Annotated in this window: 19 protein-coding genes; 7 read left to right on the top strand and 12 right to left on the bottom strand. The window is 73.8% G+C overall.

Annotation, left to right across the window (positions count from 1 at the left end; all coding sequences use genetic code 11):
• Positions 1 to 296: 296 nt before the first annotated feature.
• On the bottom strand, positions 297 to 1,304 hold the full coding sequence (locus tag ACFF45_RS29210; RefSeq protein WP_381349672.1) for a stage II sporulation protein M: 1,008 nt from the start codon (positions 1,302 to 1,304) through the stop codon (positions 297 to 299).
• A gap of 131 nt (positions 1,305 to 1,435) precedes the next feature.
• Between ACFF45_RS29210 and ACFF45_RS29205 the strand changes: the two genes are divergently transcribed.
• The gene (locus ACFF45_RS29205) at positions 1,436 to 2,410 is read left to right on the top strand and encodes an RDD family protein (protein ID WP_381349670.1); all 975 of its coding nucleotides are present in this window, start codon (positions 1,436 to 1,438) and stop codon (positions 2,408 to 2,410) included.
• 73 nt (positions 2,411 to 2,483) lie between these two features.
• Here ACFF45_RS29205 and ACFF45_RS29200 read toward each other — a convergent pair whose 3' ends face one another.
• Positions 2,484 to 3,098 (bottom strand): hypothetical protein, encoded by a 615-nt coding sequence (locus ACFF45_RS29200; protein WP_381349668.1) that lies wholly within the window; start codon positions 3,096 to 3,098, stop codon positions 2,484 to 2,486.
• Between the two features lie 249 nt (positions 3,099 to 3,347).
• Complete coding sequence (ahcY, locus tag ACFF45_RS29195; RefSeq protein ID WP_381349667.1) at positions 3,348 to 4,805, bottom strand: adenosylhomocysteinase; 1,458 nt, start codon at positions 4,803 to 4,805, stop codon at positions 3,348 to 3,350.
• A 565-nt stretch (positions 4,806 to 5,370) separates the two neighbouring features.
• Between ahcY and ACFF45_RS29190 the strand changes: the two genes are divergently transcribed.
• Positions 5,371 to 5,907, top strand: coding sequence for a S26 family signal peptidase (locus ACFF45_RS29190; RefSeq protein WP_381349674.1), 537 nt, complete (start codon positions 5,371 to 5,373; stop codon positions 5,905 to 5,907).
• Here the strand turns inward: ACFF45_RS29190 and ACFF45_RS29185 are convergent.
• The 6 genes from ACFF45_RS29185 to ACFF45_RS29160 form a co-directional block, all read right to left on the bottom strand.
• On the bottom strand, positions 5,804 to 6,784 hold the full coding sequence (locus ACFF45_RS29185; RefSeq protein ID WP_381349665.1) for a cation diffusion facilitator family transporter: 981 nt from the start codon (positions 6,782 to 6,784) through the stop codon (positions 5,804 to 5,806). The two genes, ACFF45_RS29190 and ACFF45_RS29185, sit on opposite strands and share 104 nt — an antisense overlap.
• Positions 6,785 to 6,916: 132 nt before the next feature.
• Complete coding sequence (gene manA, locus ACFF45_RS29180) at positions 6,917 to 8,068, bottom strand: mannose-6-phosphate isomerase, class I (RefSeq protein WP_381349663.1); 1,152 nt, start codon at positions 8,066 to 8,068, stop codon at positions 6,917 to 6,919.
• Between the two features lie 140 nt (positions 8,069 to 8,208).
• Positions 8,209 to 9,336 (bottom strand): SIS domain-containing protein, encoded by a 1,128-nt coding sequence (locus ACFF45_RS29175; protein ID WP_381349661.1) that lies wholly within the window; start codon positions 9,334 to 9,336, stop codon positions 8,209 to 8,211.
• An 85-nt stretch (positions 9,337 to 9,421) separates the two neighbouring features.
• Positions 9,422 to 9,592, bottom strand: a complete 171-nt coding sequence (locus ACFF45_RS29170) for a Trm112 family protein (protein ID WP_078633688.1) — start codon at positions 9,590 to 9,592, stop codon at positions 9,422 to 9,424.
• A gap of 399 nt (positions 9,593 to 9,991) precedes the next feature.
• A complete protein-coding gene (locus ACFF45_RS29165; protein WP_381349660.1) occupies positions 9,992 to 11,356 on the bottom strand; it encodes a phosphomannomutase/phosphoglucomutase in 1,365 nt (454 codons plus the stop codon).
• Between the two features lie 201 nt (positions 11,357 to 11,557).
• On the bottom strand, positions 11,558 to 11,977 hold the full coding sequence (locus tag ACFF45_RS29160) for a DUF3499 domain-containing protein (RefSeq protein ID WP_194081195.1): 420 nt from the start codon (positions 11,975 to 11,977) through the stop codon (positions 11,558 to 11,560).
• Between the two features lie 294 nt (positions 11,978 to 12,271).
• Here ACFF45_RS29160 and ACFF45_RS29155 point away from each other — a divergent pair, with 294 nt between their 5' ends.
• On the top strand, positions 12,272 to 12,721 hold the full coding sequence (locus ACFF45_RS29155) for a metallopeptidase family protein (RefSeq protein ID WP_381349659.1): 450 nt from the start codon (positions 12,272 to 12,274) through the stop codon (positions 12,719 to 12,721).
• A gap of 74 nt (positions 12,722 to 12,795) precedes the next feature.
• Here the strand turns inward: ACFF45_RS29155 and ACFF45_RS29150 are convergent, their stop codons facing one another.
• The 3 genes from ACFF45_RS29150 to ACFF45_RS29140 all read right to left on the bottom strand — a co-directional run bounded on the left by ACFF45_RS29150 (position 12,796) and on the right by ACFF45_RS29140 (position 18,471).
• On the bottom strand, positions 12,796 to 14,256 hold the full coding sequence (locus tag ACFF45_RS29150; protein WP_381349657.1) for a DUF5719 family protein: 1,461 nt from the start codon (positions 14,254 to 14,256) through the stop codon (positions 12,796 to 12,798).
• Positions 14,253 to 17,924, bottom strand: a complete 3,672-nt coding sequence (locus ACFF45_RS29145; protein WP_381349655.1) for a glycosyltransferase family 2 protein — start codon at positions 17,922 to 17,924, stop codon at positions 14,253 to 14,255. Before ACFF45_RS29145 ends, ACFF45_RS29150 begins: the two co-directional genes overlap by 4 nt.
• Before the next feature lie 283 nt (positions 17,925 to 18,207).
• Positions 18,208 to 18,471 (bottom strand): WhiB family transcriptional regulator, encoded by a 264-nt coding sequence (locus ACFF45_RS29140; protein WP_003975777.1) that lies wholly within the window; start codon positions 18,469 to 18,471, stop codon positions 18,208 to 18,210.
• Between the two features lie 708 nt (positions 18,472 to 19,179).
• Between ACFF45_RS29140 and ACFF45_RS29135 the strand changes: the two genes are divergently transcribed.
• The 4 genes from ACFF45_RS29135 to ACFF45_RS29120 are packed head-to-tail and all read left to right on the top strand — an operon-like array spanning position 19,180 to position 23,004.
• Positions 19,180 to 19,671, top strand: a complete 492-nt coding sequence (locus ACFF45_RS29135) for a cysteine dioxygenase (RefSeq protein WP_381349654.1) — start codon at positions 19,180 to 19,182, stop codon at positions 19,669 to 19,671.
• A 41-nt stretch (positions 19,672 to 19,712) separates the two neighbouring features.
• Positions 19,713 to 20,672, top strand: coding sequence for a 2-phospho-L-lactate transferase (gene cofD / locus ACFF45_RS29130; RefSeq protein WP_381349652.1), 960 nt, complete (start codon positions 19,713 to 19,715; stop codon positions 20,670 to 20,672).
• A complete protein-coding gene (locus ACFF45_RS29125; protein WP_381349651.1) occupies positions 20,669 to 21,964 on the top strand; it encodes a coenzyme F420-0:L-glutamate ligase in 1,296 nt (431 codons plus the stop codon). The genes cofD and ACFF45_RS29125 overlap by 4 nt, the downstream gene beginning before the upstream one ends.
• 56 nt (positions 21,965 to 22,020) lie before the next feature.
• Positions 22,021 to 23,004 (top strand): DNA-3-methyladenine glycosylase family protein, encoded by a 984-nt coding sequence (locus ACFF45_RS29120; protein ID WP_381349650.1) that lies wholly within the window; start codon positions 22,021 to 22,023, stop codon positions 23,002 to 23,004.
• The last annotated feature ends 258 nt before the right edge of the window (positions 23,005 to 23,262 follow it).

Genomic DNA, 23,262 nt, shown 5'->3' with positions numbered 1-23,262 from the left:
CTCGATCCGATTTCCTCGGTGCTTTCCAGGATCCCGCTCTCGCGTTTCCCTTTCCAGCGGTTCCGACTTTATCAGAAGTTTCACGCCGGTCTGACCGGCCATTCATTCCGATTCATCGGTGGAGCTTCCGTGGAACCGTCGAAAGCGGCGGTCCGGGGAAGCTGTAGGTTCTCAAGGTGCCGACCGGATGAGCTCCAGTCCAGGCAACTGTTTGAATCTACCTCCCTGCAAGCGCCGTGTCAACAGCTCCTGCGGGGCGAAGAGGAGACTAGCAGTCCTGTGGGCCCGTGCGCACATCAGGCGGCCGTGGGCACCGTGGCGCTTCGCTCGGCGGCGCCCACGTCACCCGTTTCGCCCCCCTCGGCAGCACGCCGTCCGAGCACATAGACGTACGCGAGGAAGGCGAGCTCGACGGCGACGCCGATGCCGACGCGGGCCCAGGTGGGCAGGCCCGACGGGGTGACGAAGCCTTCGATGGCGCCGGCGACGAAGAGGACCAGGGCCAGTCCGATCGCCATGCCGACGGCGGCGCGTCCCTCCTCGGCGAGGGCCTCCCGGCGCGTGCGTGGTCCTGGATCGATCACGGTCCAGCCGAGGCGCAGTCCCGTGCCGGCGGCTACGAAGACGGCCGTCAGTTCCAGCAGCCCGTGCGGGAGGACGAGGCCGAGGAAGGTGTCGAGCCGGCCCGCGGAGGACATGAGGCCGAAGCCGATGCCCAGGTTGAGCATGTTCTGCAAGAGGATCCAGAGGACGGGGAGTCCCAGGAAGATCCCGAAGACCAGGCACATGGCCGCGGCCTGGGCATTGTTCGTCCAGACCTGGGCCGCGAAGGATGCCGCGGGATGGGAGGAGTAGTAGCTCTCGTACTGGCCACCGGGGCGGGTCAGCTCGCGCAGCTCGCTGGGGGCCGCGATGGTGGCCCGGACCTCCGGGTGCGTACCGATCCACCAGCCGAGGAGCGCCGCGACGAGGGTCGACAGCAGCGCGGTGGGAACCCACCAATGGCGCGATCGGTAGACGGCGGCGGGGAAGCCGTGAGCGAGGAAGCGCGTGGCGTCGCGCCATGAGGCGCGTCGGGTGCCGGTGACCGCACTACGCGCGCGTGCCACGAGTTGGCTGAGGCGACCGGTCAGCTGTGGGTCGGGCGCGCTGGACTGGATGAGGGAAAGATGGGTGGCGGTGCGCTGGTACAGCGCCACGAGTTCGTCGGTCTCGGCGCCCGTGAGTCGGCGCCGGCGCCTCAGCAGCTCCTCCAGGCGGTCCCATTCCGCTCGGTGGGCGGAGACGAAGACGTCGAGGTCCATCGGTTCGCGTGCTCCTCGGCTACTCGTCGGCGGGCCCGTCGTGAGTATCAGCTTGTCCTACTGGGATGCTCGGTGCCCTCAGCTTGGCAGACTGGCCTTTCTCGGGGCGGTCCAGGGGAAGGACGACGGGCGTGAGTGAGCTGGTGACGGGCGAGGCGGTGGCCCTGGAGTTGCGCCCTGCCAGGCTGCCCAGCAGGGCGCTGGCCGTTCTGCTCGACCTGGTCGTGGCCTTCGCCGCGTACACGATCGTGACCGTGTTCCTGGTGATCTCCACGGCCTCCCTGGACGAAGCCGCTCAGGTCGCGGTCTCCATCGCCACGTTCCTGCTGGTTCTGGTGGGCGCGCCGATCGCCGTGGAGACGCTCAGTCATGGACGGTCGCTGGGGAAGATGGCCCTCGGGCTGCGGGTGGTGCGCGACGACGGCGGGCCGATCCGGTTCCGGCACGCGCTGGTGCGCGGCGCGATCGGTGTGATCGAGCTCCTGCTGACGCTCGGGGTCATCGCCTGCATCGCCTCGCTCGTGTCGGAGCGGGGGCGCCGGCTCGGGGATGTGTTCGCGGGGACGCTGGTGGTGAGGGAGCGGGTGCCCGCCGCCCACGCGCGCATCGCTCCCCCGCCACCGCCCTGGCTGGCCGGGCGTTTCTCGGGCCTTGATCTGTCGGCGGTTCCGGACACTCTGTGGCTGGCGGTACGCCAGTACCTGACCCGTATGCGGCAGCTGGACCCCCAGGTGGGCGGGGCCATGGCGGAGCGGCTCGCCGCCGATCTCGCGGAGCGCACGGGGGCGCCGGTGCCGCAGGGGATACCGGCGGGCGTCTATCTGGCGGCGGTGGTGCAGGAGCGGCAGGCGCGCGAGATCCGGCGTGCCCACGCGAACGGCGCCGGCGCGTACCCCTCTCCTACGACTGCCCGTACGACTGCTCCTACGCCTGCGCCGCCTGTCGGGTACTTCTCTGCCGTGGCGCAGCCGGAACCGGGAGCAGCGCGGCCGGCGGAGGCGGCCGAAGGTCCGGCGCAGGCGCCGGCGTCCGGGGCTCGACGGGACGAGCAGCCGACCGGCACGGAGACGAGTCGTCCCCCGACCGGGTTCGTGCCGCCCGCCTGAGCGCGTCGAGTCCGCGCCGACCGTCGACGTTTTTCCCTGCCCCCCCATCTTCTCCGGCCGTCGGAGCCCTCGTTCACGGAAGGACGGACGGCGGCGAGTCCAGGTCCTCCAGCTCGATGCCGGGCGCCGCGAGCACCACGTCGCCGGCGATGTGCACGAGGTGCTGCTCGCCCGTGTCCAGGGCTGTGACCTGGTATTCGTCCACGGTCAGGGGGCCGTTGTCAGTGCCGTGTGCTTCTCTTTTCCGCAGAGCCCAGGACTGGTCCACGGTGCGCGGGGCGAGGACCGGGTCCGTGAAGGCGACGAGGCGGACGCGTGTCGCGGAGGCGGAAGGGGTGAGGCGCAGCAGACGAGTGGTGGCGACGAGGAACGCGGGGGAGGTGCCGGTGAAGGCGTGGGCGCGCACGTTGCCTTCCGTGGCATCGGTGCCGGTGGGGTCGGTACGGACCCAGGTGACGCCGTCGAGGGCGGCGCCGCGCACCTGCCAGCCCGCGGCGTGGAGTTCGAGGCGGATGGGGCGGCCGAGTTCGTCGAGGGCGAGGTCGACGGAGCCGCGGTGATCGCCCGAGGGGGTGGTCAGCTGCGAGACGTAGCGCCAGCCGGAGGGACCGGGGGCGCAGTGGAAGTGTTCTTCTGCGAGGGGGGTGTGATCGTGCGGATCGTGGAGCGCATAGCGGCCGCGGGGCATGAGGGTCCTGGGGTGTGACGGGCTGGTCCGGTTCGCCGCGACCGGCGGGTGACAGCTGGCTCGGGCCTGAGAGCTGGTCTGATGCAGTTCCTGAGAGCTGGCCTGGTCCGGTCGGTGACAGCCTGGTTCGGCCGCTGCGGCCAATGAGGCAGGCCCCCGGCACGGGGGTGCGGGGGCCTGCTTCGGAGGACCGGCCGCTGAGCCGCGCGTCAGTGCACGGGCGTGCGGCTCAGCGGGTCGGGTGCGGGCTCAGTAGCGGTAGTGGTCCGGCTTGAAGGGACCCTCGACCTTGACGCCGATGTACTCGGCCTGCTCGGGGCGGAGCGTGGTCAGCTTCACGCCGAGCGCGTCCAGGTGGAGACGGGCGACCTTCTCGTCCAGGTGCTTGGGCAGCACGTACACGTCGGTCGGGTACGCGTCGGGCTTGGTGAACAGCTCGATCTGGGCCAGGGTCTGGTCCGCGAAGGAGTTGGACATCACGAACGACGGGTGACCGGTGGCGTTGCCCAGGTTCAGCAGGCGGCCCTCGGACAGCACGATGATCTTCTTGCCGTCCGGGAAGGTCCACGTGTGGACCTGCGGCTTGACCTCGTCCTTGACGATGCCGGGGACCTTGGCGAGGCCGGCCATGTCGATCTCGTTGTCGAAGTGGCCGATGTTGCCGACGATCGCCTGGTGCTTCATCTTGGCCATGTCACCGGCCATGATGATGTCCTTGTTGCCGGTCGTGGTGATGAAGATGTCGGCCGTCTCGACGACCTCGTCCAGGGTCGTGACCTGGTAGCCGTCCATCGCCGCCTGCAGGGCGCAGATCGGGTCGATCTCGGTGACGATCACGCGTGCGCCCTGGCCGCGCAGGGACTCCGCGCAGCCCTTGCCCACGTCGCCGTAACCGCACACGACCGCGGTCTTGCCGCCGATCAGGGTGTCGGTGGCGCGGTTGATGCCGTCGATCAGCGAGTGGCGGCAGCCGTACTTGTTGTCGAACTTCGACTTGGTGACCGCGTCGTTGACGTTGATCGCCGGGAACAGGAGGGTGCCCTCACGCTGCATCTCGTACAGGCGGTGCACACCCGTCGTGGTCTCCTCGGTCACACCGCGGATCTCGGAGGCCAGCTGGGTCCACTTCTGCGGGCTCTCGGCGACCGTGCGGGTCAGCAGTTCGAGGATGACGCGGTGCTCGTCGGACTCGGCGGTGTCGGGCGAGGGGACCTTGCCGTCCTTCTCGTACTCGACGCCCTTGTGGACGAGGAGGGTGGCGTCGCCGCCGTCGTCCAGGATCATGTTCGGGCCGCCGGTGGGGGTGCCCGGCCAGGTCAGCGCCTGCTCCGTGCACCACCAGTACTCCTCCAGGGTCTCGCCCTTCCAGGCGAAGACCGGGATGCCCTGCGGGTCGTCGGGCGTGCCGTTCGGGCCGACGGCGATGGCGGCGGCCGCGTGGTCCTGGGTGGAGAAGATGTTGCAGGACGCCCAGCGGACCTGCGCGCCCAGGGCGACCAGGGTCTCGATGAGCACGGCGGTCTGCACGGTCATGTGCAGGGAGCCGGTGATCCGGGCGCCCTTGAGGGGCTGCGCCTCGGCGTACTCCTCGCGGATCGCCATCAGGCCCGGCATCTCGTGCTCGGCGAGGGTGATCTCCTTGCGGCCGAACTCGGCCAGGGAGAGGTCGGCGACCTTGAAGTCCTGTCGGCTGTCGACAGTGGTCATTACGGGCTGCTCCTCGGTGGTTGGGTCGAGGTGGGTACGGCTGATCTGCGCGGCGGCGGGCACCGACGTGCAGGGGTGCCCGAAGAGCACACAGGCATGCCCGTGTCCGCGCAGCGCAGTCCGTCGGAGGCCCTCTCTCCCTCGGCCGGTCCGCTGGGGACCGCCCGACCGCCATCAGCAGCGACGTCTGACTCCGTCCCAAGCTACACCGGGCGGCCCAGCCACCCCCAGTCCGCCGGCGAACAATTCATGTCGATCCCGGCGGCGGTCGGTGTCGGCGACGGTGCGCCGGGGGCGGGGACGGTGGCGCACCGGTGAGGGGGAGACGAACGCCGGCACACGGGTACGAGGTGCGTTTTCGCCCGTCGGCTCGGCCTTGGTGCGGTGGGGCGGGTGTTGCAGGACGCGGGGTTTCGGGACATCCGGTCGAACGTGCGGGGCGTCGGGGACGGCGTTCCCGTGTGACGAAGTGTGAGGAGAACGACGTGACGGTTCCGGCCCGTCCTCCCCCTGCGGGCGGCGGTGACGAGCGCGGGCGGCCAAGGCCGCGGAGTACGACGTGCGGATGCCGGACGGGCGGCTGTTCGTGCTCGGGGATCACCGGGTGAACTCGCGGGACTCGCGGGCCTTCGCCGGCGACCAGGGCGGTACGGTCCCGGCCGCAGCCGTCGTAGGCCGGGTGACCGGTGCCCGCACCGTGCCGGTGCGGCTCGCCCTGCTCCTGCTGCTCGGGCTCGTGCTGGTGCTGGTGCTGGTCGCGGTCCTGCCGGCGCTGGGAGCCGGGAGGAGGCGGCGTCGGCCGACGGATGTCCGGCTGTGGCCGGAGAACCTCTGCCATACGGAGCGCTTCGCGCGTACGCGGACACCTCCGCCGCACGGAGTACCACTCGCGCACGCAGGCACCTCCGCCGTACGCGGGCACGCCTGCCGTGCAACCACGCTCCGAACGCACGGGGCCCCGCCGCTTCCCTCGAAGCGGCGGGGCCCCGTCGTCCGGATCAGTGGCTGCCGGCGTGCGGTGTCGGGCCGCCCGGGCTGGCCTCGGGGTCGGGGCCCTTGGCGGCCGCGGCCTCGCTGTAGATGTCCGGCTCCAGGTAGATGACGCGGGCGATCGGGACGGCCTCGCGGACGCGGGCCTCGGCGGCGTCGATGGCGGCGGCGATCTCGCCGGCCGTGTCCTCGTGCCGGACGCCGATCTTGGCGGCGACCAGCAGCTCCTCGGGGCCGAGGTGCAGCGTGCGCATGTGGATGATGCGGGTGACGTCGTCGCCGGCGACGATCGCGGCCTCGATCTTCTGCACCTCTTCGACGCCCGCGGCCTCACCGAGCAGCAGCGACTTGGTCTCGGCTGCCAGGACGAGCGCGATCAGGATGAGCAGGACGCCGATGCACAGGGTGCCGATGCCGTCCCAGACGCCGTCGCCGGTGAGCAGGGCGAGGCCGACGCCGCCGAGGGCGAGGATCAGGCCGACGAGGGCGCCGAGGTCCTCCAGGAGGACGACGGGCAGCTCGGGCGCCTTGGCGTGGCGGACGAACTCCTTCCAGGACTTGCGGCCGCGCAGGACGTTGGATTCCTTGATGGCCGTCCGGAAGGAGAAGGTCTCGGCGATGATCGCGAAGACCAGCACGCCCACCGGCCAGTACCAGTGCTCGATCTCGTGCGGGTGCCTGATCTTCTCGTAGCCCTCGTAGATGGCGAACATGCCACCGACCGAGAACAGGACGATCGAGACGAGGAAGGCGTAGATGTAGCGCTCGCGGCCGTAGCCGAACGGGTGCTGCGGGGTCGCCTCGCGCTGGGCCTTCTTGCCGCCGAGCAGCAGCAGGCCCTGGTTGCCGGAGTCGGCGAGCGAGTGCACCGACTCGGCCAGCATCGAGGACGAGCCGCTGAAGAGGAACGCCACGAACTTCGCTGCCGCGATCGAGAGGTTGGCGAGCAGTGCCGCCACGATCGCTTTGGTGCCGCCTGACGCGCTCATGTGTTCGCGTTGTCCCTTCGTACGCCGTCCATCAGGGCTCCGCCCGCTCGCGGGCTTTGCCGGGCCTTTGCCGGTGGGCCATTGTTGCAGCCCAGTCCGGCAGCGGCGCGCCAGGTCACCGCACCCGGTGGATCAGGCCACCACGGTCGCCCGGAAGAGCGTGCCCGTACCGGACACTTCGGCCTTTTCCCCGGCCGGTACGAAGACGGATCCGCCGGGTGCCAGCAGGTGCTCGCCGGCGCGGACCGAGCCCGCGGTGCAGAGCAGGATCTGCGGGGTCGCGCGGGTGAGGTCGCGCAGGGGGCCGCCCTCGGCGAGGACGTACCGGGAGAGCCGGAACTCGTCGATGGGGGTCTCGTAGACCTCCTCGCCGTCCGCGGACGCCTCCGGGCGCAGTACGCCGGGGTCGCTCGGCTCGAAGCGGACGATCCGCAGGAGTTCGGGGACGTCGACGTGCTTGGGGGTCAGGCCGCAGCGCAGGACGTTGTCGGAGTTGGCCATGATCTCGACACCGAGGCCGTTGAGGTACGCGTGCGGGATGCCGGCGCCGAGGTAGAGGGCCTCGCCGGGTTGCAGGCGGACGTGGTTGAGCAGCATCGCGGCGATCACGCCGGGATCGCCCGGGTAGTGGCGGGCGAGGTCGGCGTACGGGGCGTGGGCGCCGCCGAGGCGGGAGCAGGCGGCGGTGGCCTCGGCGACCGTGCGGGCCATCTCGTCGGGGTCAGCGGTGAGGACGGCGGTGAGGACCTCGCGCAGCGCCGCGTCCTCGGGGTGGGCGTGCAGCAGGTCGGCGTACGGCTTGAGGGAGTCGACGCCGAGGCCGCCGAGCAGGCCGGCGGCCTCGCGCGGGTCGCGGAAGCCGCACAGGCCGTCGAACTCGGTGAGCGCGCAGATCAGTTCGGGCTTGTGGTTGGCGTCCTTGTAGTTGCGGTGCGGGGCGTCCACGGGGACGCCCCGGCGCTCCTCCTCCGCGTAGCCCGCCTGCGCCTGCTCCAGGTCGGGGTGGACCTGGAGGGAGAGCGGGGCGCCCGCGGCGAGGAGCTTGAGCAGGAAGGGGAGGCCGGGGCCGAACTTCGCCACGGCGGCGGCGCCGAGCTCCTTCTCGGGGTCGGCCGCGATGACGTCGACGAGCGTGCCCCGGCCGGTGCGCGAGGGTGCGCCCGGGTGGGCGCCCATCCACATCTCCGCCTGCGGTTCGCCGGTCGGTTCGACGCCGAGCAGCTGCGGGATGGCGGTGGTGGAACCCCAGGCGTAGGGGCGGACGGTGTTGTCGAGGCGGTCCATAGGTTCTCTCTGCCGGTTATCTGTGCGAAGGACGTGCGGACGAGTCCGTACGCCGTTTCGTACGCCCTCGGTCTTGCCGCGTACGGGCGCCGGTTCTCGTCGGATCCGGAGGTCGGGCGGTCGGGGCGTCCTCGGCCAGATCAGGCCCTCGATGCGAGCGCCAGGTAAACGGCGGCGAAATCCGTGATGGCGATCAGCTCGGCGAGGGTCTCCAGTTCGCCGCCGGCCTCCGGTTCGAGTTCGCTGATCGGCGTGTCGTGGCTGAGGGCCAGGTCACGGGCGGCGGGGGCGGCGGTGAGACCGCCGATCGGGCGGTCCCGGAGCAGCACCACGCGCGCGTGCAGCGCGGGCGGCTCCTCGACGCGGTCGCGGAAGAAGTCGTCGGGGTCGGCGCTGGCGGCGAGCGGCCCGGCGAGCAGGGCGCTGTGCGCGGCGAGCGCCTCGGGGAGTTCGGCCACGACGGCGGGCCGGCCGGACAGCTCGGCGAGCCCGGCGGCGAAGCGGCGGCCCGCCGGACCGGCCGAGACGCCCTCCGTCCAGACCACCGGGAGCGCGTCGGCGAGTTCGGCGGCCAGGGTCTTGGCGGGGTTGCTGTACGTCGCGATGGCGGGCCCGCACCGCTCGGCGATGTGGTCGAGACGGTCGGCGACCTTCTCCAGCTCGTCCGGCGCGGCGGCGAGCAGGCCGACCCGGTCCAGCAGTGCCAGCAGGGGCGTGAGCAGCGCCCACAGCACGCCGGGCGCGGACGCGGCGAGGGGCTCGTCCTGCTCGTACGGGGCGGTGGCCATCGGTACGAAGAGGCCGTGGACGCCCGCGGCGGCGTCGGCGAGCGGGGTGCCGGCCGGGGCGACGGCGGCGACCGTGCAGCCGCGGCGGTAGGCCTGCTCGGCGAGGAGGGACAGGCCGGGTTCGGTGCCGTCCGGGGTGGCGATCAGGAGCAGGTCGACCGAGCCGGTCCAGCCGGGGAGTTCCCAGCGCAGGGCGCCCGCGGCGGGGGCGACGCCGGTGGGGGCGAGGCGGGTGACCGGGCTGCCGGGGCCGGCCAGCGTGCCGAGGAGGTCGGCGGCGTGGGTGGCGGCGGCGCCGGGGCCCGCGATGAGGACGGCGCGGGGGCGGCCGTCGGGTTTCAGCTCGCCGACTCCGGCCTCGTTGGCGTGCCGGGCGGCGGTGCGGACGCGGGCACCCGCCTCGGCGGCACCGCGCAGCAGTCCGCGCTGGTCGGCCTCGGCGAGGCCCTCCGGGGAGTCGAGCAGCGATTCGTCGAGCATGGGCGACAGCCTCCGAACGCCGGGTCGTCGTGGTGCGGGCGGCGGGTCCCGTCCCGCGCGGGCCGCGCGGGACGGTGACGGGCGGTTACGCCGGGCGGCGGGCCTCGTCGACGAGGAGGACGGGGATGCCGTCCCGGACGGGGTACGCCAGGCCGCAGTCCTGGCCGGTGCAGATCAGCTCGGCGTCCTGCTCCTCGAGGGGGGCGTGACAGGCCGGGCAGGCGAGGATCTCCAGAAGGCCGGCTTCGAGCGGCATGGGGCGTCCCTTCGGGGCGGTGTGCGTACCGGTGCCGGTACGGGTGGTGGTGCGGATGTGCCTGGTCAGCGTACCGCCGCCGGGGCGGGGTGCGCGGGTGTTCGGGCGGCGGGGCCGGATCGCGGTGCGAACCGCGCCTGCCCCGGACCACCGGGGCATTCCCGGAGCACCGGCCCGTCCCCGGAGCACCGGCTCGTCCCGGGACCGCCGGCCCGTATCCGGACCACCGGCCCGTCCCGAGACCGCCGACCCGACCACCGGCCCGTACTCGGACCACCGAGCGGATGGCCACCGGACCGCCCCCCGGACCACCAACGGTCACCCGGACCGCCGGCCCGTATCCGGACCACCGAACAGATGGCCGCCGGACCGCCCCCGGGCCGGCGGCCACCGGACCGTTCACCCCCGGATGATCGCCAGCGCCTCGTCCCGGACCGTGGCCATCGTCGCCTCGTCCCGCGCCTCCGCGTTCAGCCGCAGCAGCGGCTCCGTGTTGGACGGGCGGACGTTGAACCACCAGTCTCCGGCGGTGACGGTGAGACCGTCGAGTTCGTCCAGGGTGACGCCCTCACGGCCCTCGTACGCCTTCTTGAGCGCGGCGAGGCGGGCCTGCTGGTCGTCGACGGTGGAGTTGATCTCGCCGGAGCCGGCGTAGCGGTCGTACTGGGCGACCAGGGAGGACAGCGGGCCGTCCTGGCCGCCGAGGGCCGCCAGGACGTGCAGGGCGGCCAGCATGCCGGTGTCGGCGTTCCAGAAGTCGCGGAAGTAGTAGTGCGCGGAGTGCTCGCCGCCGAAGATGGCGCCGGTGCGGGCCATCTCGGCCTTGATGAAGGAGTGGCCGACACGGGTGCGGACCGGCGTGCCGCCGTTCTCCTCCACGACCTCCGGGACCGTCCACGAGGTGATCAGGTTGTGGATCACCACGCCCTCGCCGCCGTGCTTGGCCAGCTCGCGCGCGGCGACCAGGGCGGTGATCGCGGACGGCGAGACCGGGTCGCCGTTCTCGTCGACGACGAAGCAGCGGTCGGCGTCGCCGTCGAAGGCGATGCCGAGGTCGGCGCCCTCGGCGCGCACGCGCTCCTGGAGGTCCACGATGTTGGCCGGGTCCAGCGGGTTCGCCTCGTGGTTGGGGAACGTGCCGTCCAGCTCGAAGTACATCGGCACGAGGTCCAGGGGCAGGCTCTCGAAGACCGTGGGGACCGTGTGGCCGCCCATGCCGTTGCCCGCGTCGACGACGACCTTCAGCGGGCGGACGGAGGTCAGGTCGACCAGGGAGCGCAGGTGCGCCGCGTAGTCCTCCAACGTCTCGCGCTGGGTGATCGTGCCCCGCTGCGCCACCGGCTCGGGGGCGCCCGACTCGCTCCACCGCTCGACCAGTTCGCGGATCTCGGCGAGGCCGGTGTCCTGGCCGACCGGGGCGGCGCCCGCGCGGCACATCTTGATGCCGTTGTACTTGGCCGGGTTGTGCGAGGCGGTGAACATGGCGCCCGGCAGGTCCAACGCGCCCGAGGCGTAGTACAGCTGGTCGGTGGAGCACAGACCGATCTCGGTGACGTCGACGCCGCGCAGCGCCGCCCCGCGCGCGAAGGCGCGCGACAGGCCGGGGGACGACGGCCGCATGTCGTGCCCGATCACGATCGCGCGGGCGCCGGTCACCTCGGCGAAGGCCGCCCCGAAGAGTTCGGCCAGCGGCTCGTCCCACTGGTCCGGGACGACCCCGCGGACGTCGTACGCCTTCACGATCTGCGACAGATCAGCAGCCACGGCCAACCCTCCTGGAAGTCCTATCGGTGCCCTCAAACTACCCGCCCGAGCCGACAACGCACTGTGTGGACCCGAAGTGGTCCTCCAGGCGCGACGCTCAGGTCGGGGCAGCATCCAGCCGAGCACCGATGAACCCTGTCCGACCACGATCGGACAGATCAGGGAAAGGGAACCGAACGGAGGGGAACCGGACCCGGGCGCTCAGTTGTCGGGGGAGCGAAGCACCCGCAGATGGCCGCGGCGCGCGACCTCCATCGGGTCCGCCGCGCGGCCGCCGCCGGCCTGCGCCGCGCGCTCCTGGGGGCGGGCGGCCTCGCGCACCGCGTTGGCCAGCGCTTCCAGGTCGTCGCCGCTGGGGCGGGCCGGAGCCGAGCCGTCGAGGAGCCGGACGACCTCCCAGCCGCGGGGGGCGGTGAGGCGCTCGGAATGCTCGGCGCACAGGTCGTAGCAGTGGGGTTCCGCGTAGGTGGCGAGCGGGCCGAGGACGGCGGTCGAGTCGGCGTAGACGTACGTCAGCGTCGCTACGGCGGGACGGCCGCAAGCGGTGCGCGAACAGCGACGTACAGGGCTCACGACGTTGGACGGTACCGCACTCTTGAGCGGGCCGCGACGACTCTCCACCAGCTCACTCCCCCGTGTCGTGCTGTGAATCGTCCCACACGCCCCTTCCGGCACACCCGGCTGACCTGCGGGGACACGCCCGTCCGGGATCCCGTACGACCACGAATCCGGTCAACCCCGCACACCAACGCCTTCATTTGCCTCCCGATCGGCGGTCCCGGAACGATGCGGAATCGAGCCCAATCTTGGCTGGAATGGTCATCCTGCGACATGCGGCCCGGCGGCGGGCGAAGGTCCGCGTTGCCGTGCGGAGGCCGGGCACGCGGCACGCGCGAGGACTACGCTTCACCAGTGATGGACAACCGAGTATCGCCCCGCGCCGCAGCCCCCGGGCCCCGCCGACGTGATCGCCACGGCCGGGGCATGCGCGGCCCGATCGCACCCCCGCAGGTCCCGCTCGCGATGAGCCGTGCCGAGGCGTTCGCGGACCTGGTGCAGGACTCCGTGGAGCGCCTGGAGCGGCGGTGGCCGCAGCTCGCCGACATCGACTTCCTCGTGCTGGAGGTCCCGCGGCTGGACGGGCCCGGACGGACGTGGAACGACGAGGCGGTCCCCCTCGGCGGCACGGTCCCGGCCCATGAGGGCCGTCCCGCGCGGGTGGTCGTCTACCGGCGTCCCGTCGAGATCCGCACCAAGGGCCGCGACGAGCGGGCGGCCCTGGTCCACGAGATCGTCGTCGAGCAGGTCGCCGAGCTGCTCGGGCTGACGCCCGAGACGGTGGATCCGCGCTACGACGAGGACTGAGCCGGCGCCGCGGCCCGCGCCGCCGGCCCCGGTCCGGCCGCGACGGGGCGCCCGCGCCGCCCCGCGTCCGCGCGCTACCGCTGCAGCACCGACAGATCCTGCTCCGCCTCCGGCACGGCCACGGTGCCCCGGTCGTCGGGCAGGGTCTGGACGGTGAACGCCGGGACGCCGTCCTGGGTCGCGGCGAGGGTCCGCGACGCGTAGACCGGGCCGCCCGAGACCGGCTCCACGGTCAGCGCGTACGTGCCCTTCAGGCCGCCCGGCACCGGCACCTCGACGTCCTGCGTGGTGCCCGCCCTGACCGCGTACGTCTTCGACACCGGCGTACCGCCCCCGGCGCCGGCCGACGCCGTGACCTTGACCTGCGCGGCCTTCCCGGGCGCGGTCAGCGACAGGGTCACGCCCTTGTCGGTGTTGCCGGCCGACGAGGCGCGCGTGCCCACCGCCCGCGCGGCGGGGATGTACGCCGTCTCCCGGGAGTCGCCCTCGCCGCGCACCACCTGCACGGCGGCCACCACCGGCACCCCCTGGTCCGTGGGCGTCAGCACCAGCGACCCGGGCTCGCCCCGGGTGACGTCCCCGAGGTCGACGGCGGTGGTCATGCCCGACTTCAGGTGCAGGGTCTCGCCCCCGGCCGGCGTGATCAGCCCGTTCGGCGACGCCAGCCGCACCTTCAGGTCCGCGTCGGCGTCCCCCGGGGTGAAGGCGACCAGGCGCACCGCCGTCGCGTCCTTGGGGATGCCCGGCACCACCAGGCTCCCCGCCGGATCCGCGGCCGCCGCCAGCCAGTCGCCGCCCACCTCGTCGTCCAGCGCCTGCACCGCGGCGCCGACCCGCCCGCTGCGGACGTTCACATGGACCGTCAGGTCGGTCTCCTCGGCGTCGGTCAGCGTCGACAGCAGGATCGGCTCACTGGACCGCGCGGCGACCGGGACGCCCTCCCCCACCGTGGACTCCAGTGCCCCGTCCTCGCCGTACAGCTCGATGTCGACCACGGCGGCGGCGTCGTCCGGGTTGGTCAGGTGCACGTAGTCGGTGCGCCCGCCGGCCGTGCTGGCCCCCGGGAACCAGAACTCGGTGTCCGGCGCGGTGCAGGCGACCCCGAGCAGCCCGCGGCCGGCACCGGCCGCGACCTCGGAGGTCTCCTGCACGGTCCACCCGGGCGCGAAGCTGCCCTCGGCCGTGCCGGCCAGCGCGGGCGCGTCTCCCCCGGAGGTCTCCGCGGAGACGGGCGAGCCGGGCTTCCCGGGCGTCAGCACGGGCTTCGGGGCCTTGCCGCCCCCGGCCGGCCCGAGCGTGCCCTGCCCCTCGCCGCCCGTGCCCTCGGTGACCGGCGTGAAGGACGTGTACGTCGTCTCGGCGAGGTCGGACGTGCTGGGCGCCGGGCAGGCGAGACTGGTGCGCTCCACCGGCAGCCGGGCCGCCGTCCCGGCGGGTTCCGTGCCGGTCGCGTCCGGGGCGGACAGCGCGGCGAAGCCCGTGACGGCGGCGAGCGCGCCGACGGCGGCGATCAGGGACAGGCTGGTGCGGTTCACTGCTGACTCCCGTCGGGGCGCTCACTGCCGCTGCCCTGCGGGCGTTGCTGCGGCGCCGGGTCGTACGTCGCGTCGTAGCCCTGCGGGTACGGCTCGTAGGGCTGCTCGTACGCGCCCGGCTGCGGAGCACCCCCGTACGCGTACGGGTCGTACTGCCCGCCCTGGTAGGGGTCCGCCTGGTACGGGGCGTCCTGGTACGGCTGCCCGTAGCCGCCCGCGGGGTAGGGCCGGCCGGCGTCCTGGTACTGCTCGCCGCCGTACGTGCCGTACTCGGCGCCCGCGTGGCTCGCGGTCTCCCACTCCTCGCGGCCGTGCTGCCGGGGGACCGCCACCGGGGGCTGCTCCGGGGCGGGCGGCGGGAGCTCCTCGTCGCGGGCGGCCTCCTCGGCCTCGGCCTGGGCCCGCAGGCGGCGGGCGCGCCGGCCCTCCCCCTCGACGGCCTGGGCGGGGATCGCGGGCTCCTCGGGGAGGTCGTCGTCGACCTCGCGGCGGCGCCCGGGCAGGGCGAGCACGACGAGGACGACGGCGAGCAGGCCCTGCGCCCACAGCCAGGCGGTGCGCCCGATCGGGTCGTCGTAGCGGACGTCGAGGGTGCCGCCGGAGGCGGGGAGTTCGAAGCCCTGGGCCCAGCCGTCGACCGTGGTGCGGGGGAGCGGCCTGCCGTCGAGGGTGGCGGTCCAGCCGTCGGACGCGGTGTCGGCCAGGCGCAGGATCCGGCCGTCCGCGCCGCCGGGGACGGTGGTGCGGATGTCGACGGGTCCGGCGGCGACCGGCTGCGGGTCGCCCGCGCCGGAGGCGGGGACGATCACCGCGCGCGCGACCTGGCGGTCCACCCGCCACAGGGCACCGCCGTCCTGCTGGCTGAGCCGGCTCAGCCCGGGGGTGGCGTCCAGGACGCGGCTGACCTCGCGGGGCGCGCCCTTGTGCACGAGGACGTAGCGCACGGCGAAGGCGCCGAGCTGGTCGGCCTGGTCGGCGCCGGAACCGGCGACGAGGTTGGCCACGACCTTGTCGAGCGCGGCGTTGCCGCCGTCGGCCGCGGCGAGTTCGGCGTCGCCGAGGCGGGCGCCGGAGCCGCGCACCAGGGTGTAGCGGACGCGGGCGGTGGAGTCGCTGTCGAGGACGAGGGTGCGGGCCTGGTCGCGGGTGCCGCTCTCCTCGGCGACGAACGCGGGCACCTGCACCGGGTCGCGCCGCTCCACCGGGCCGTCCGCGCCGCGGAGCATCCAGCCGGCGGCGATGAGCAGCGGACCGGCGGCGGCGGCGAAGGCGATCAGCGCGGCGACCGGCTGGCGCCAGCCGAAGCTCTGCTCGGCCACGCGCGCGCGTGCGCCCTCGGCGCCCGTCGCGGCGGCCGCGAGGAGCCCGACGCCGTAGACGAGGGTCGCCGGGCCGGCCCAGGCGGAGCTGTTGGACAGCACCGCGAAGACGAGGCCCACCAGGGCGACCGCCCAGGCCGTCAGGATGCCCCGCCGGCGCTCGTGGCGCAGCAGGGCGGCCAGCGCGGCCAGCACGACGCCGATCAGCATCGGGCCGCTGACCGTGCCGGGCCCGCCGGGGCCGGCGCCGAGCAGGTCCAGGGCGGAGGCTGCCGCGGCGCCGTACTCCAGGCCGGCCTCGTGGAAGAAGCCGAACGGCAGCAGGGACAGCGACCAGGGCGCGAGGATCAGCAGGGGGGTGCCCAGCTGGGTCAGGAAGCGCAGGCCGTAGGCGGTGATCTCGCCGCGGCGCACGGCGAGCAGCCCGGCGCCGAGGACCAGCGCGAGCGGCCACACGATCGGGGTGAACGCGGTGGTGACCGTCAGCAGCAGGGCGTACGCCCAGGTGGCGCGCCAACTGCCGCGGGCGCCCGTGGCGTTGGCCAGGCCGCTCGCGGCGACGGCCGCGCGCGCGAGGAGCGGCAGCAGCACGGCGAGGACGGCGGTGCCGAGCCGGCCGCCGGCGAGGGCGCCGGTGACGGCGGGCAGGAAGGCGTAGCCGACGGCGGCCCAGGCGCGCAGCAGCCGGGACCCGACGAGCGGGCGGGAGGCGAAGTACGCGGTGAGGCCGGCCAGCGGCACCGAGCAGACCAGCAGGACGGTGACCGCCAGGCCCGTGGAGCCGAACAGCACCGAGGCCAGCATCGCCACCAGCGCGAGGTACGGCGGCGCGGACGCGTCCCCGCCGGCGCCCACCGGGTGCCAGGAGTCGAGGTAACGCGACCACAGCGCACCGGAGTCGGCGGGGGCGGGCAGCAGGGCGCCGCCCGCGAGGGAGCCGCCGCCCAGGAGTTCGCGGCAGGCGACCAGCGAGACGGACAGCAGCACCAGGAAGAGCATCGGGCCGGGGTTGCGGGCGATGCGCTTGAGGCGGGCGAACTGCTCGATCTGCAGGAACTCCGCGTCGTCGCCGCCGGGCCCGGACTCGACCGCGCCGCCGTGCCGTCCGGCACCGGTGGCGGTCTCCTGGTCGGAGCGGCCGACGACGCTGCCCGCCACCTGTTCGACGGTGGCCCGCACGGTCGCGCCGGGCGGCGGGAACAGCGGCCGCAGCTCGCCCTTGTCGGCCACCGGTCGGCCCCGCCGCCGGCGGCCCGCGACGATCCGCTCGGGCCGCAGCAGCACGCCGAGCAGGCCCCGGATCTCGTCGACCGCCTGCCCGGGCACCTTGCCGACGAGGTAGGCGACGGTGCGCAGCAGCGTGCCGAGGACGATGCGCAGCAGCACCCAGGGCAGCGCGGCCGTACGGGCGTTGACGAGGAGGGTGTAGACGGCGCCGGCCTTGTCGACCTTGTGCGGGGAGGCGGTGGCGCGGCCCGCGCAGTCGACGGCGCGGCGCTCGCGGGAGGCCGCCTCGGCGTGCCGTACGACCGCCTCCGGGGCGACGAGGACGCGGTACCCGGCGGCGTTGGCACGCCAGCACAGGTCGACGTCGTCGCGCATCAGCGGCAGCCGCCGGTCAAACCCGCCGAGCTGTTCGAAGACGTCGCGCCGGATCAGCATGCCGGCGGTGGACACCGACAGCACGGGCCGGACGTGGTCGTGCTGGCCCTGGTCCTGTTCGCGGCGGTCCAGGCCGGTCCAGCGGCGGCCGGAGTCGGCGATGGTGACGCCGACTTCGAGCAGCTGCCTGCGGTCGTACCAGCCGCGCAGCTTGGGGCCGACGGCCGCCACGTCGTCGCGGCCCAGTTCGTGTTCGTTCTCCACCACCCGCAGCAGCTCGGCCAGCGCGCCGGGCTCCGGGGCGCAGTCGTCGTGCAGCAGCCACAGCCACTGCACCGGCTCTCCGTGCGGCAGCTCGGGCAGGTCGTAGGCGTCGTCGCGCCAGGTGCGCGTGACGGGGTCCCAGCCGCTGGGCCGCCTCAGGTACGGCAGGTCCTCCGGGGTGAGGACGGGCGCGGTGCGGCCGGCCTCCTCGACGGCCTGGCCGAAGCCGGTGCGGCGGGCGAGGTGCAGCACACGGTCGGGGCCGAGCGCGTCGGTGACGAGCTGGGCGGAGTCGTCGGCGCTGCCGGTGTCGGCGGCCACGGCGTACTGGACGGGCCGCTCCTGGCCGAGCAGCCCGGCGAGCGCGTCGGGCAGCCAGCGTGCGCCGTCGTGGGAGACGAGGACCGCGGTCACCACATGACGCGGAAACTCGGGTGTGGCAGCGGCATCGTGCTGGGCTGCCGTGTGGCTGTGCACGGACATCGAGGTACGGGCCCCGGTTCGGTGGACTGCGGTGGACACCTGTGCCGCGTGCGGGCGGCGGGGTGTCTCGGACGAGCGACCACACTATCGGCAGAACCGGAAGGGGCGGCGCGGAGCGCCTCGGCGAGGGGCGGCGGGCGGGTGACGGGCGGGCGGCGCGGAGCGCCCCGAAGGGGGGCGGCGGGCGGGCGACGGGCGGGCGACGGCGGCCCGCCGCCTGTGGACAGCCCACCCGCGACGGGCCGTCCGCCCGGTGTGCGCGAAGAGGCCGTGTACCGCCGGGTCAGACGGCCGCCTTCTTCAGGCGGCGCCGCTCCCGCTCGGACAGACCGCCCCAGATGCCGAATCTCTCGTCGTTGGCCAGGGCGTATTCGAGGCATTCGGAGCGGACCTCGCAGGCGAGACAGACCTTCTTGGCCTCGCGGGTCGAGCCGCCCTTCTCGGGGAAGAAGGACTCGGGGTCGGTCTGGGCGCACAGCGCGCGCTCCTGCCAGCCGAGTTCCTCGTCCGCGTCGTCGACCAGCAGTTGCTGCACCAGCTCGGTCATGTGCGCCCCTCGTCTGTCTTTCGCGTCCCCGTGATGTAGCCGTTACCGTCCGGCTGAACGACACGAGTGAAATTACAAGTGTGCTGCTCCGGGCGAGTCAAGCCGAGATCTGCTATTGGGCCCCTTATTCACTCTGCGGAACCAAGGCCATGCGGAAAGTGTTCAAATCGCCATAAACCTTGACACACCGCTGGAGCCCGGGAGGCCACCGGCCCCACACGAACCCTGTACGAAGAAGGACGCCCAGTGGCTCAATCTCGTTCCGACACGCACGCCGAAGCGAACCGGATCACCGTCGGATCACAGGATCACCACGGCGCTTGCACGCCCGGTTGTGCGCCATGTGTCCCGGTGACGGGGTGAGCAAACCTTTCACCTGATCGATGAACCGGATGAGGTGAAACATGTCCCACATATCGGGCGCCGAGTTGACAGTGGAGGTGTGAGCCGCTGTCCTAGTGGGCATGCTCGCGAACTTGGCGCCCACCTCGACCCGCTCCGCCGGGTCCCTCGGTGCTGCCCACGCTCGCCGTAGCTGTTGTTGCTGTTCCAGCTGTTGAGCCGAACGCGCTCCGGCTGCCTCCGAGTCCACCGCGACTCGGCTGCCGTCCCCCCGCCCGCACCAGGGCGCCCCTGCCGCCCGCGACCCGGGCGGACGGTACGCGACACCCAGCCCCCCGCACTTCTGCCGAGGAACCCCGCACCCCCATGAACAGCGACAGCGACCTCCAGATCGCCGGCGACATCCTCGAAGTCCCGCACCTGCTCCAGGCCCCGCGCGAGCACCCGGCCACCGTCGCCGAGTTCGCCGGTCTGGCCCGCGCCATCGCCGCCGACCGCTCCCAGTGGGAGCACCTCGTCCGCTACGACGCCACCAGCCGCTGGTACCACCGGCTGCGCACCGGCCCCGGCTACGAGGTCTGGCTGCTGTCCTGGGTGCCCGGCCAGGGCAGCGGCCTGCACGACCACGGCCCCTCCTCCGGTGTCCTCACCGTCCTGGACGGCACCCTCACCGAGCGGACCCGGCGGGGCACGCGCGCGCTGGGGCCGGGCGCGCAGCGCGTGTTCGCGCCGGGCTACGCGCACGACGTGGTGAACGACGCCCTCGAACCGGCGGTGAGCCTGCACCTCTACTACCCGGGCCTGACCGAGATGCCGATGCACACCCCGCAGTGCACGGCCCTCGCCCGGCTCCCGTAACCGCGTGCCACGGTGTCGTACCCGCCTGCAACACTGGGCCCATGCGCATTGTGGTTCTGGCAGGCGGCATCGGTGGTGCCCGGTTCCTGCGCGGCCTGAAGCGGGCCGTGCCGGACGCGGACATCACCGTCATCGGCAACACCGGTGACGACATCCACCTCTTCGGGCTGAAGGTCTGCCCGGACCTCGACACGGTGATGTACACGCTCGGCGGCGGCATCAACGAGGAGCAGGGCTGGGGGCGGACCGACGAGACCTTCCACCTGAAGGAGGAGCTCGCGGCGTACGGCGTGGGGCCGGAGTGGTTCGGCCTGGGCGACCGGGACTTCGCCACGCACATCGTCCGGACGCAGATGATCAGCGCCGGATACCCGCTCAGCGCGGTCACGGAAGCCCTCTGCGACCGCTGGCAGCCCGGCGTACGCCTCATCCCGATGACGGACGACCGGGTCGAGACCCATGTGGCCGTCGAGGTCGACGGCGAGCGCAGGGCGATCCACTTCCAGGAGTACTGGGTCCGGCTGCGGGCCTCGGTGCCCGCCCAGGCGGTCGTGCCGGTCGGCGCCGAGCAGGCCAAGCCGGCGCCCGGCGTGCTGGAGGCGATCGCCCAGGCGGACGTCGTCCTCTTCCCGCCGTCCAACCCGGTCGTCTCGGTCGGCACGATCCTCGCCGTGCCCGGCATCCGCGAGGCGATCGCCGACGCCGGGGTGCCGGTGGTCGGCCTGTCCCCCATCGTCGGGGACGCGCCGGTGCGCGGGATGGCGGACAAGGTGCTCGCGGCGGTCGGCGTGGAGGCCACGGCGGCGGCGGTCGCCGAGCACTACGGCTCCGGGCTGCTCGACGGCTGGCTCGTCGACACCGTCGACGCGGGCGCGGTGGAGCGCGTCGAGGCGGCCGGCATCCGCTGCCGGGCCGTACCGCTGCTGATGACCGACGAGGACGCGGCCGCGCAGATGGCACGCGAGGCGCTGGCGCTCGCGGAAGAGGTACGGACCGCATGACCGGCTACCGGGTCTGGGCGGTGCCCGGACTGCCCGAGGTGGCGCCCGGGGACGACCTCGCCAAGCTGATCGCCGCCGCCGAACCGGGCCTGGCCGACGGGGACGTCCTGCTGGTCACCTCGAAGATCGTCTCCAAGGCGGAGGGCCGGATCGTCCGGGCGGACGACCGGGAGGCAGCCATCGACGCCGAGACGGTACGGGTGGTGGCCCGGCGCGGCACCCTGCGCATCGTCGAGAACCGCCAGGGCCTGGTCATGGCGGCCGCGGGCGTCGACGCCTCCAACACACCCGCCGGGACGGTCCTGCTGCTGCCCGCGGACCCGGACGCCTCGGCGCGTACCATCCGTGCGGGCCTGCGGGAAGCCCTAGGCGTCGACGTCGGCGTCGTCGTCACCGACACCTTCGGGCGGCCCTGGCGCTCGGGCCTCACGGACGTGGCGATCGGCGCCGCCGGCGTGCGGGTGCTCGACGACCTGCGCGGCGGCACGGACGCGTACGGCAATCCGCTCAGCGCCACCGTCGTCGCCACCGCCGACGAACTCGCCGCCGCGGGCGACCTGGTCAAGGGCAAGGCGGCCGGGCTGCCGGTCGCCGTCGTGCGCGGCCTGCCGCACACGGTGGCCGGGACGGACGGGGACGGAGCGCGGGCGCTGGTGCGCGGCGCGCGGGACGACATGTTCCGGCTGGGCACCTCGGAGGCGGTGCGCGAGGCGGTGACCCAGCGGCGCACGGTCCGGTCCTTCACGGATCAGCCCGTGGACCCCGGCGCGGTACGCCGGGCCGTGGCCGCGGCCGTGACGGCACCGGCGCCGCACCACACGACGCCGTGGCGCTTCGTCCTGCTGGAGTCGCCCGGCACGCGCACCGCGCTGCTGGACGCGATGCGCGACGCGTGGATCGCGGACCTGCGGCGGGACGGCAAGGCGGAGGAGTCGATCGCCCGGCGGATCCGCCGCGGCGACGTCCTGCGCGACGCGCCCTGCCTCGTCGTGCCGTGCCTGGTCCTGGACGGCTCCCACACCTACGGGGACGCGCGGCGGGACGCGGCCGAGCGGGAGATGTTCGTGGTCGCCGCCGGGGCGGGCGTGCAGAACTTCCTGGTGGCGCTGGCCGGGGAGCGGCTGGGCTCGGCGTGGGTGTCGTCCACGATGTTCTGCCGGGACGTGGTGCGCGAGGTGCTGCGGCTGCCCGCCTCCTGGGACCCCATGGGGGCGGTCGCGGTCGGCCACCCGGCGGAGGAACCGCGCCCCCGCCCGGAGCGGGACGCGGAGACGTTCATCGAGGTGCGGTGACCACGGCCCGCGGCCGCCTACCCTCGTAGGGCAGCCCCTCCGACCCAGGGATCACCGTGGCAGGACGTTTCGCTCCCCGGCCCCCGCGTACGACCGTGCGCGGCGGGGACGCCGTCCTGCCGCGCCGGACGGCGGGCCGGGTGCGCGCCCTGGTGCCGGCCGGGCCGCTGGACCTGGGGCTGGTCCTGGGCCCGCTGCGCCGGGGCCCCGGGGACCCGACGTTCCGGGCGACACCGGACGGCGCGGTGTGGCGGGCCTGCCGCACCCCGGCGGGGCCGGGGACGCTGCGGGTGTCGGCGCGCGGCGGACAGGTGCGCGGCGAGGCCTGGGGCCCCGGCGCGGACTGGCTCCTGCACCAGCTCCCCGACCTCCTCGGGGCCTCCGACGACCCCGCCCTCTTCGCGCCCCGGCACCGCGTCGTCGCCCTGACCCGGCACCGGCGGCCCGGCCTGCGGCTGACCCGCACGGGACTGGTGCTGGAGTCCCTGATCCCGTCGATCCTGGAACAGAAGGTCACGGCCGACGAGGCGTACCGGGCCTGGCGTCTGCTCGTCCGCAGGTTCGGCGAACCGGCGCCGGGTCCGGTGCCGGTGCCGATGTGCGTGACGCCGGCGCCGCGCACCTGGGCGCTGATCCCCTCCTGGGAGTGGCACCGGGCCGGCGTCGACGACAAGCGGGCGGCCACCGTCCTGCGGGCGGTACGGGTCGCCGCGCGCCTGGAGCAGGCGACGGAGCTGGACCCGGGATCCGCGCGGAAGCGGCTGGAGGCCGTCCCGGGCATCGGCCCGTGGACATCGGCCGAGACCGTCCAACGCAGCCACGGGGCACCGGACGAGGTGACCGTGGGAGACCTCCACCTGCCGGGCATCGTCGGCTGGGCACTGGCCGGGGACCGGGACGCGGACGACTCCGTGATGCTGTCCCTGCTGGAGCCCTACACCGGCCAACGGCACCGCGCCGCACGACTGATCCTGCTGAGCGGCAGAGTGCCCCCGAGAAGGGCACCCCGCATGCCCCGGGGCGACATCGGCCGGCTCTGACACACCAGCCGAGCACTCCAGCACCCGGGGCCCACGAGTCTGCCGCCCGCACCCGCATACGCCGGAAGACGCCCCCGCAGAGGCACCGCACCCACCCACGGCGACAAGGCCCCCTCAGAGGTCGCACCCACCCACAGCGGCAAGGAACCGCCCCAAAGGCGGCACCGGCCCACGGCGGCAAGGGACAGACCCCCCGCGAGGCACTGCCCGCACCCGCCCACGGCGGCAAGGGACAGACCCCCGCGAGGCGACACCCAC

The organism is Streptomyces cinereospinus (assembly GCF_042430725.1).
In the GTDB taxonomy this organism is placed as follows: domain Bacteria; phylum Actinomycetota; class Actinomycetes; order Streptomycetales; family Streptomycetaceae; genus Streptomyces; species Streptomyces cinereospinus.
The sequence above is the reverse complement of the archived record's forward strand: the minus strand, read 5'-3'. Positions and strand labels throughout refer to the sequence as shown.

Excerpts from the sequence above, each read along its gene's own strand:
- ACFF45_RS29210 (WP_381349672.1), bottom strand. The coding sequence starts at position 1,304 with ATGGACCTCGACGTCTTCGTCTCCGCCCACCGAGCGGAATGGGACCGC.
- ACFF45_RS29200 (WP_381349668.1), bottom strand. The coding sequence starts at position 3,098 with ATGCCCCGCGGCCGCTATGCGCTCCACGATCCGCACGATCACACCCCC.
- ahcY (WP_381349667.1), bottom strand. The coding sequence starts at position 4,805 with ATGACCACTGTCGACAGCCGACAGGACTTCAAGGTCGCCGACCTCTCC.
- ACFF45_RS29190 (WP_381349674.1), top strand. The coding sequence starts at position 5,371 with ATGCCGGACGGGCGGCTGTTCGTGCTCGGGGATCACCGGGTGAACTCG.
- ACFF45_RS29185 (WP_381349665.1), bottom strand. The coding sequence starts at position 6,784 with ATGAGCGCGTCAGGCGGCACCAAAGCGATCGTGGCGGCACTGCTCGCC.
- manA (WP_381349663.1), bottom strand. The coding sequence starts at position 8,068 with ATGGACCGCCTCGACAACACCGTCCGCCCCTACGCCTGGGGTTCCACC.
- ACFF45_RS29175 (WP_381349661.1), bottom strand. The coding sequence starts at position 9,336 with ATGCTCGACGAATCGCTGCTCGACTCCCCGGAGGGCCTCGCCGAGGCC.
- ACFF45_RS29170 (WP_078633688.1), bottom strand. The coding sequence starts at position 9,592 with ATGCCGCTCGAAGCCGGCCTTCTGGAGATCCTCGCCTGCCCGGCCTGT.
- ACFF45_RS29155 (WP_381349659.1), top strand. The coding sequence starts at position 12,272 with ATGGACAACCGAGTATCGCCCCGCGCCGCAGCCCCCGGGCCCCGCCGA.
- ACFF45_RS29145 (WP_381349655.1), bottom strand. The coding sequence starts at position 17,924 with ATGTCCGTGCACAGCCACACGGCAGCCCAGCACGATGCCGCTGCCACA.
- ACFF45_RS29140 (WP_003975777.1), bottom strand. The coding sequence starts at position 18,471 with ATGACCGAGCTGGTGCAGCAACTGCTGGTCGACGACGCGGACGAGGAA.
- ACFF45_RS29135 (WP_381349654.1), top strand. The coding sequence starts at position 19,180 with ATGAACAGCGACAGCGACCTCCAGATCGCCGGCGACATCCTCGAAGTC.
- cofD (WP_381349652.1), top strand. The coding sequence starts at position 19,713 with ATGCGCATTGTGGTTCTGGCAGGCGGCATCGGTGGTGCCCGGTTCCTG.
- ACFF45_RS29125 (WP_381349651.1), top strand. The coding sequence starts at position 20,669 with ATGACCGGCTACCGGGTCTGGGCGGTGCCCGGACTGCCCGAGGTGGCG.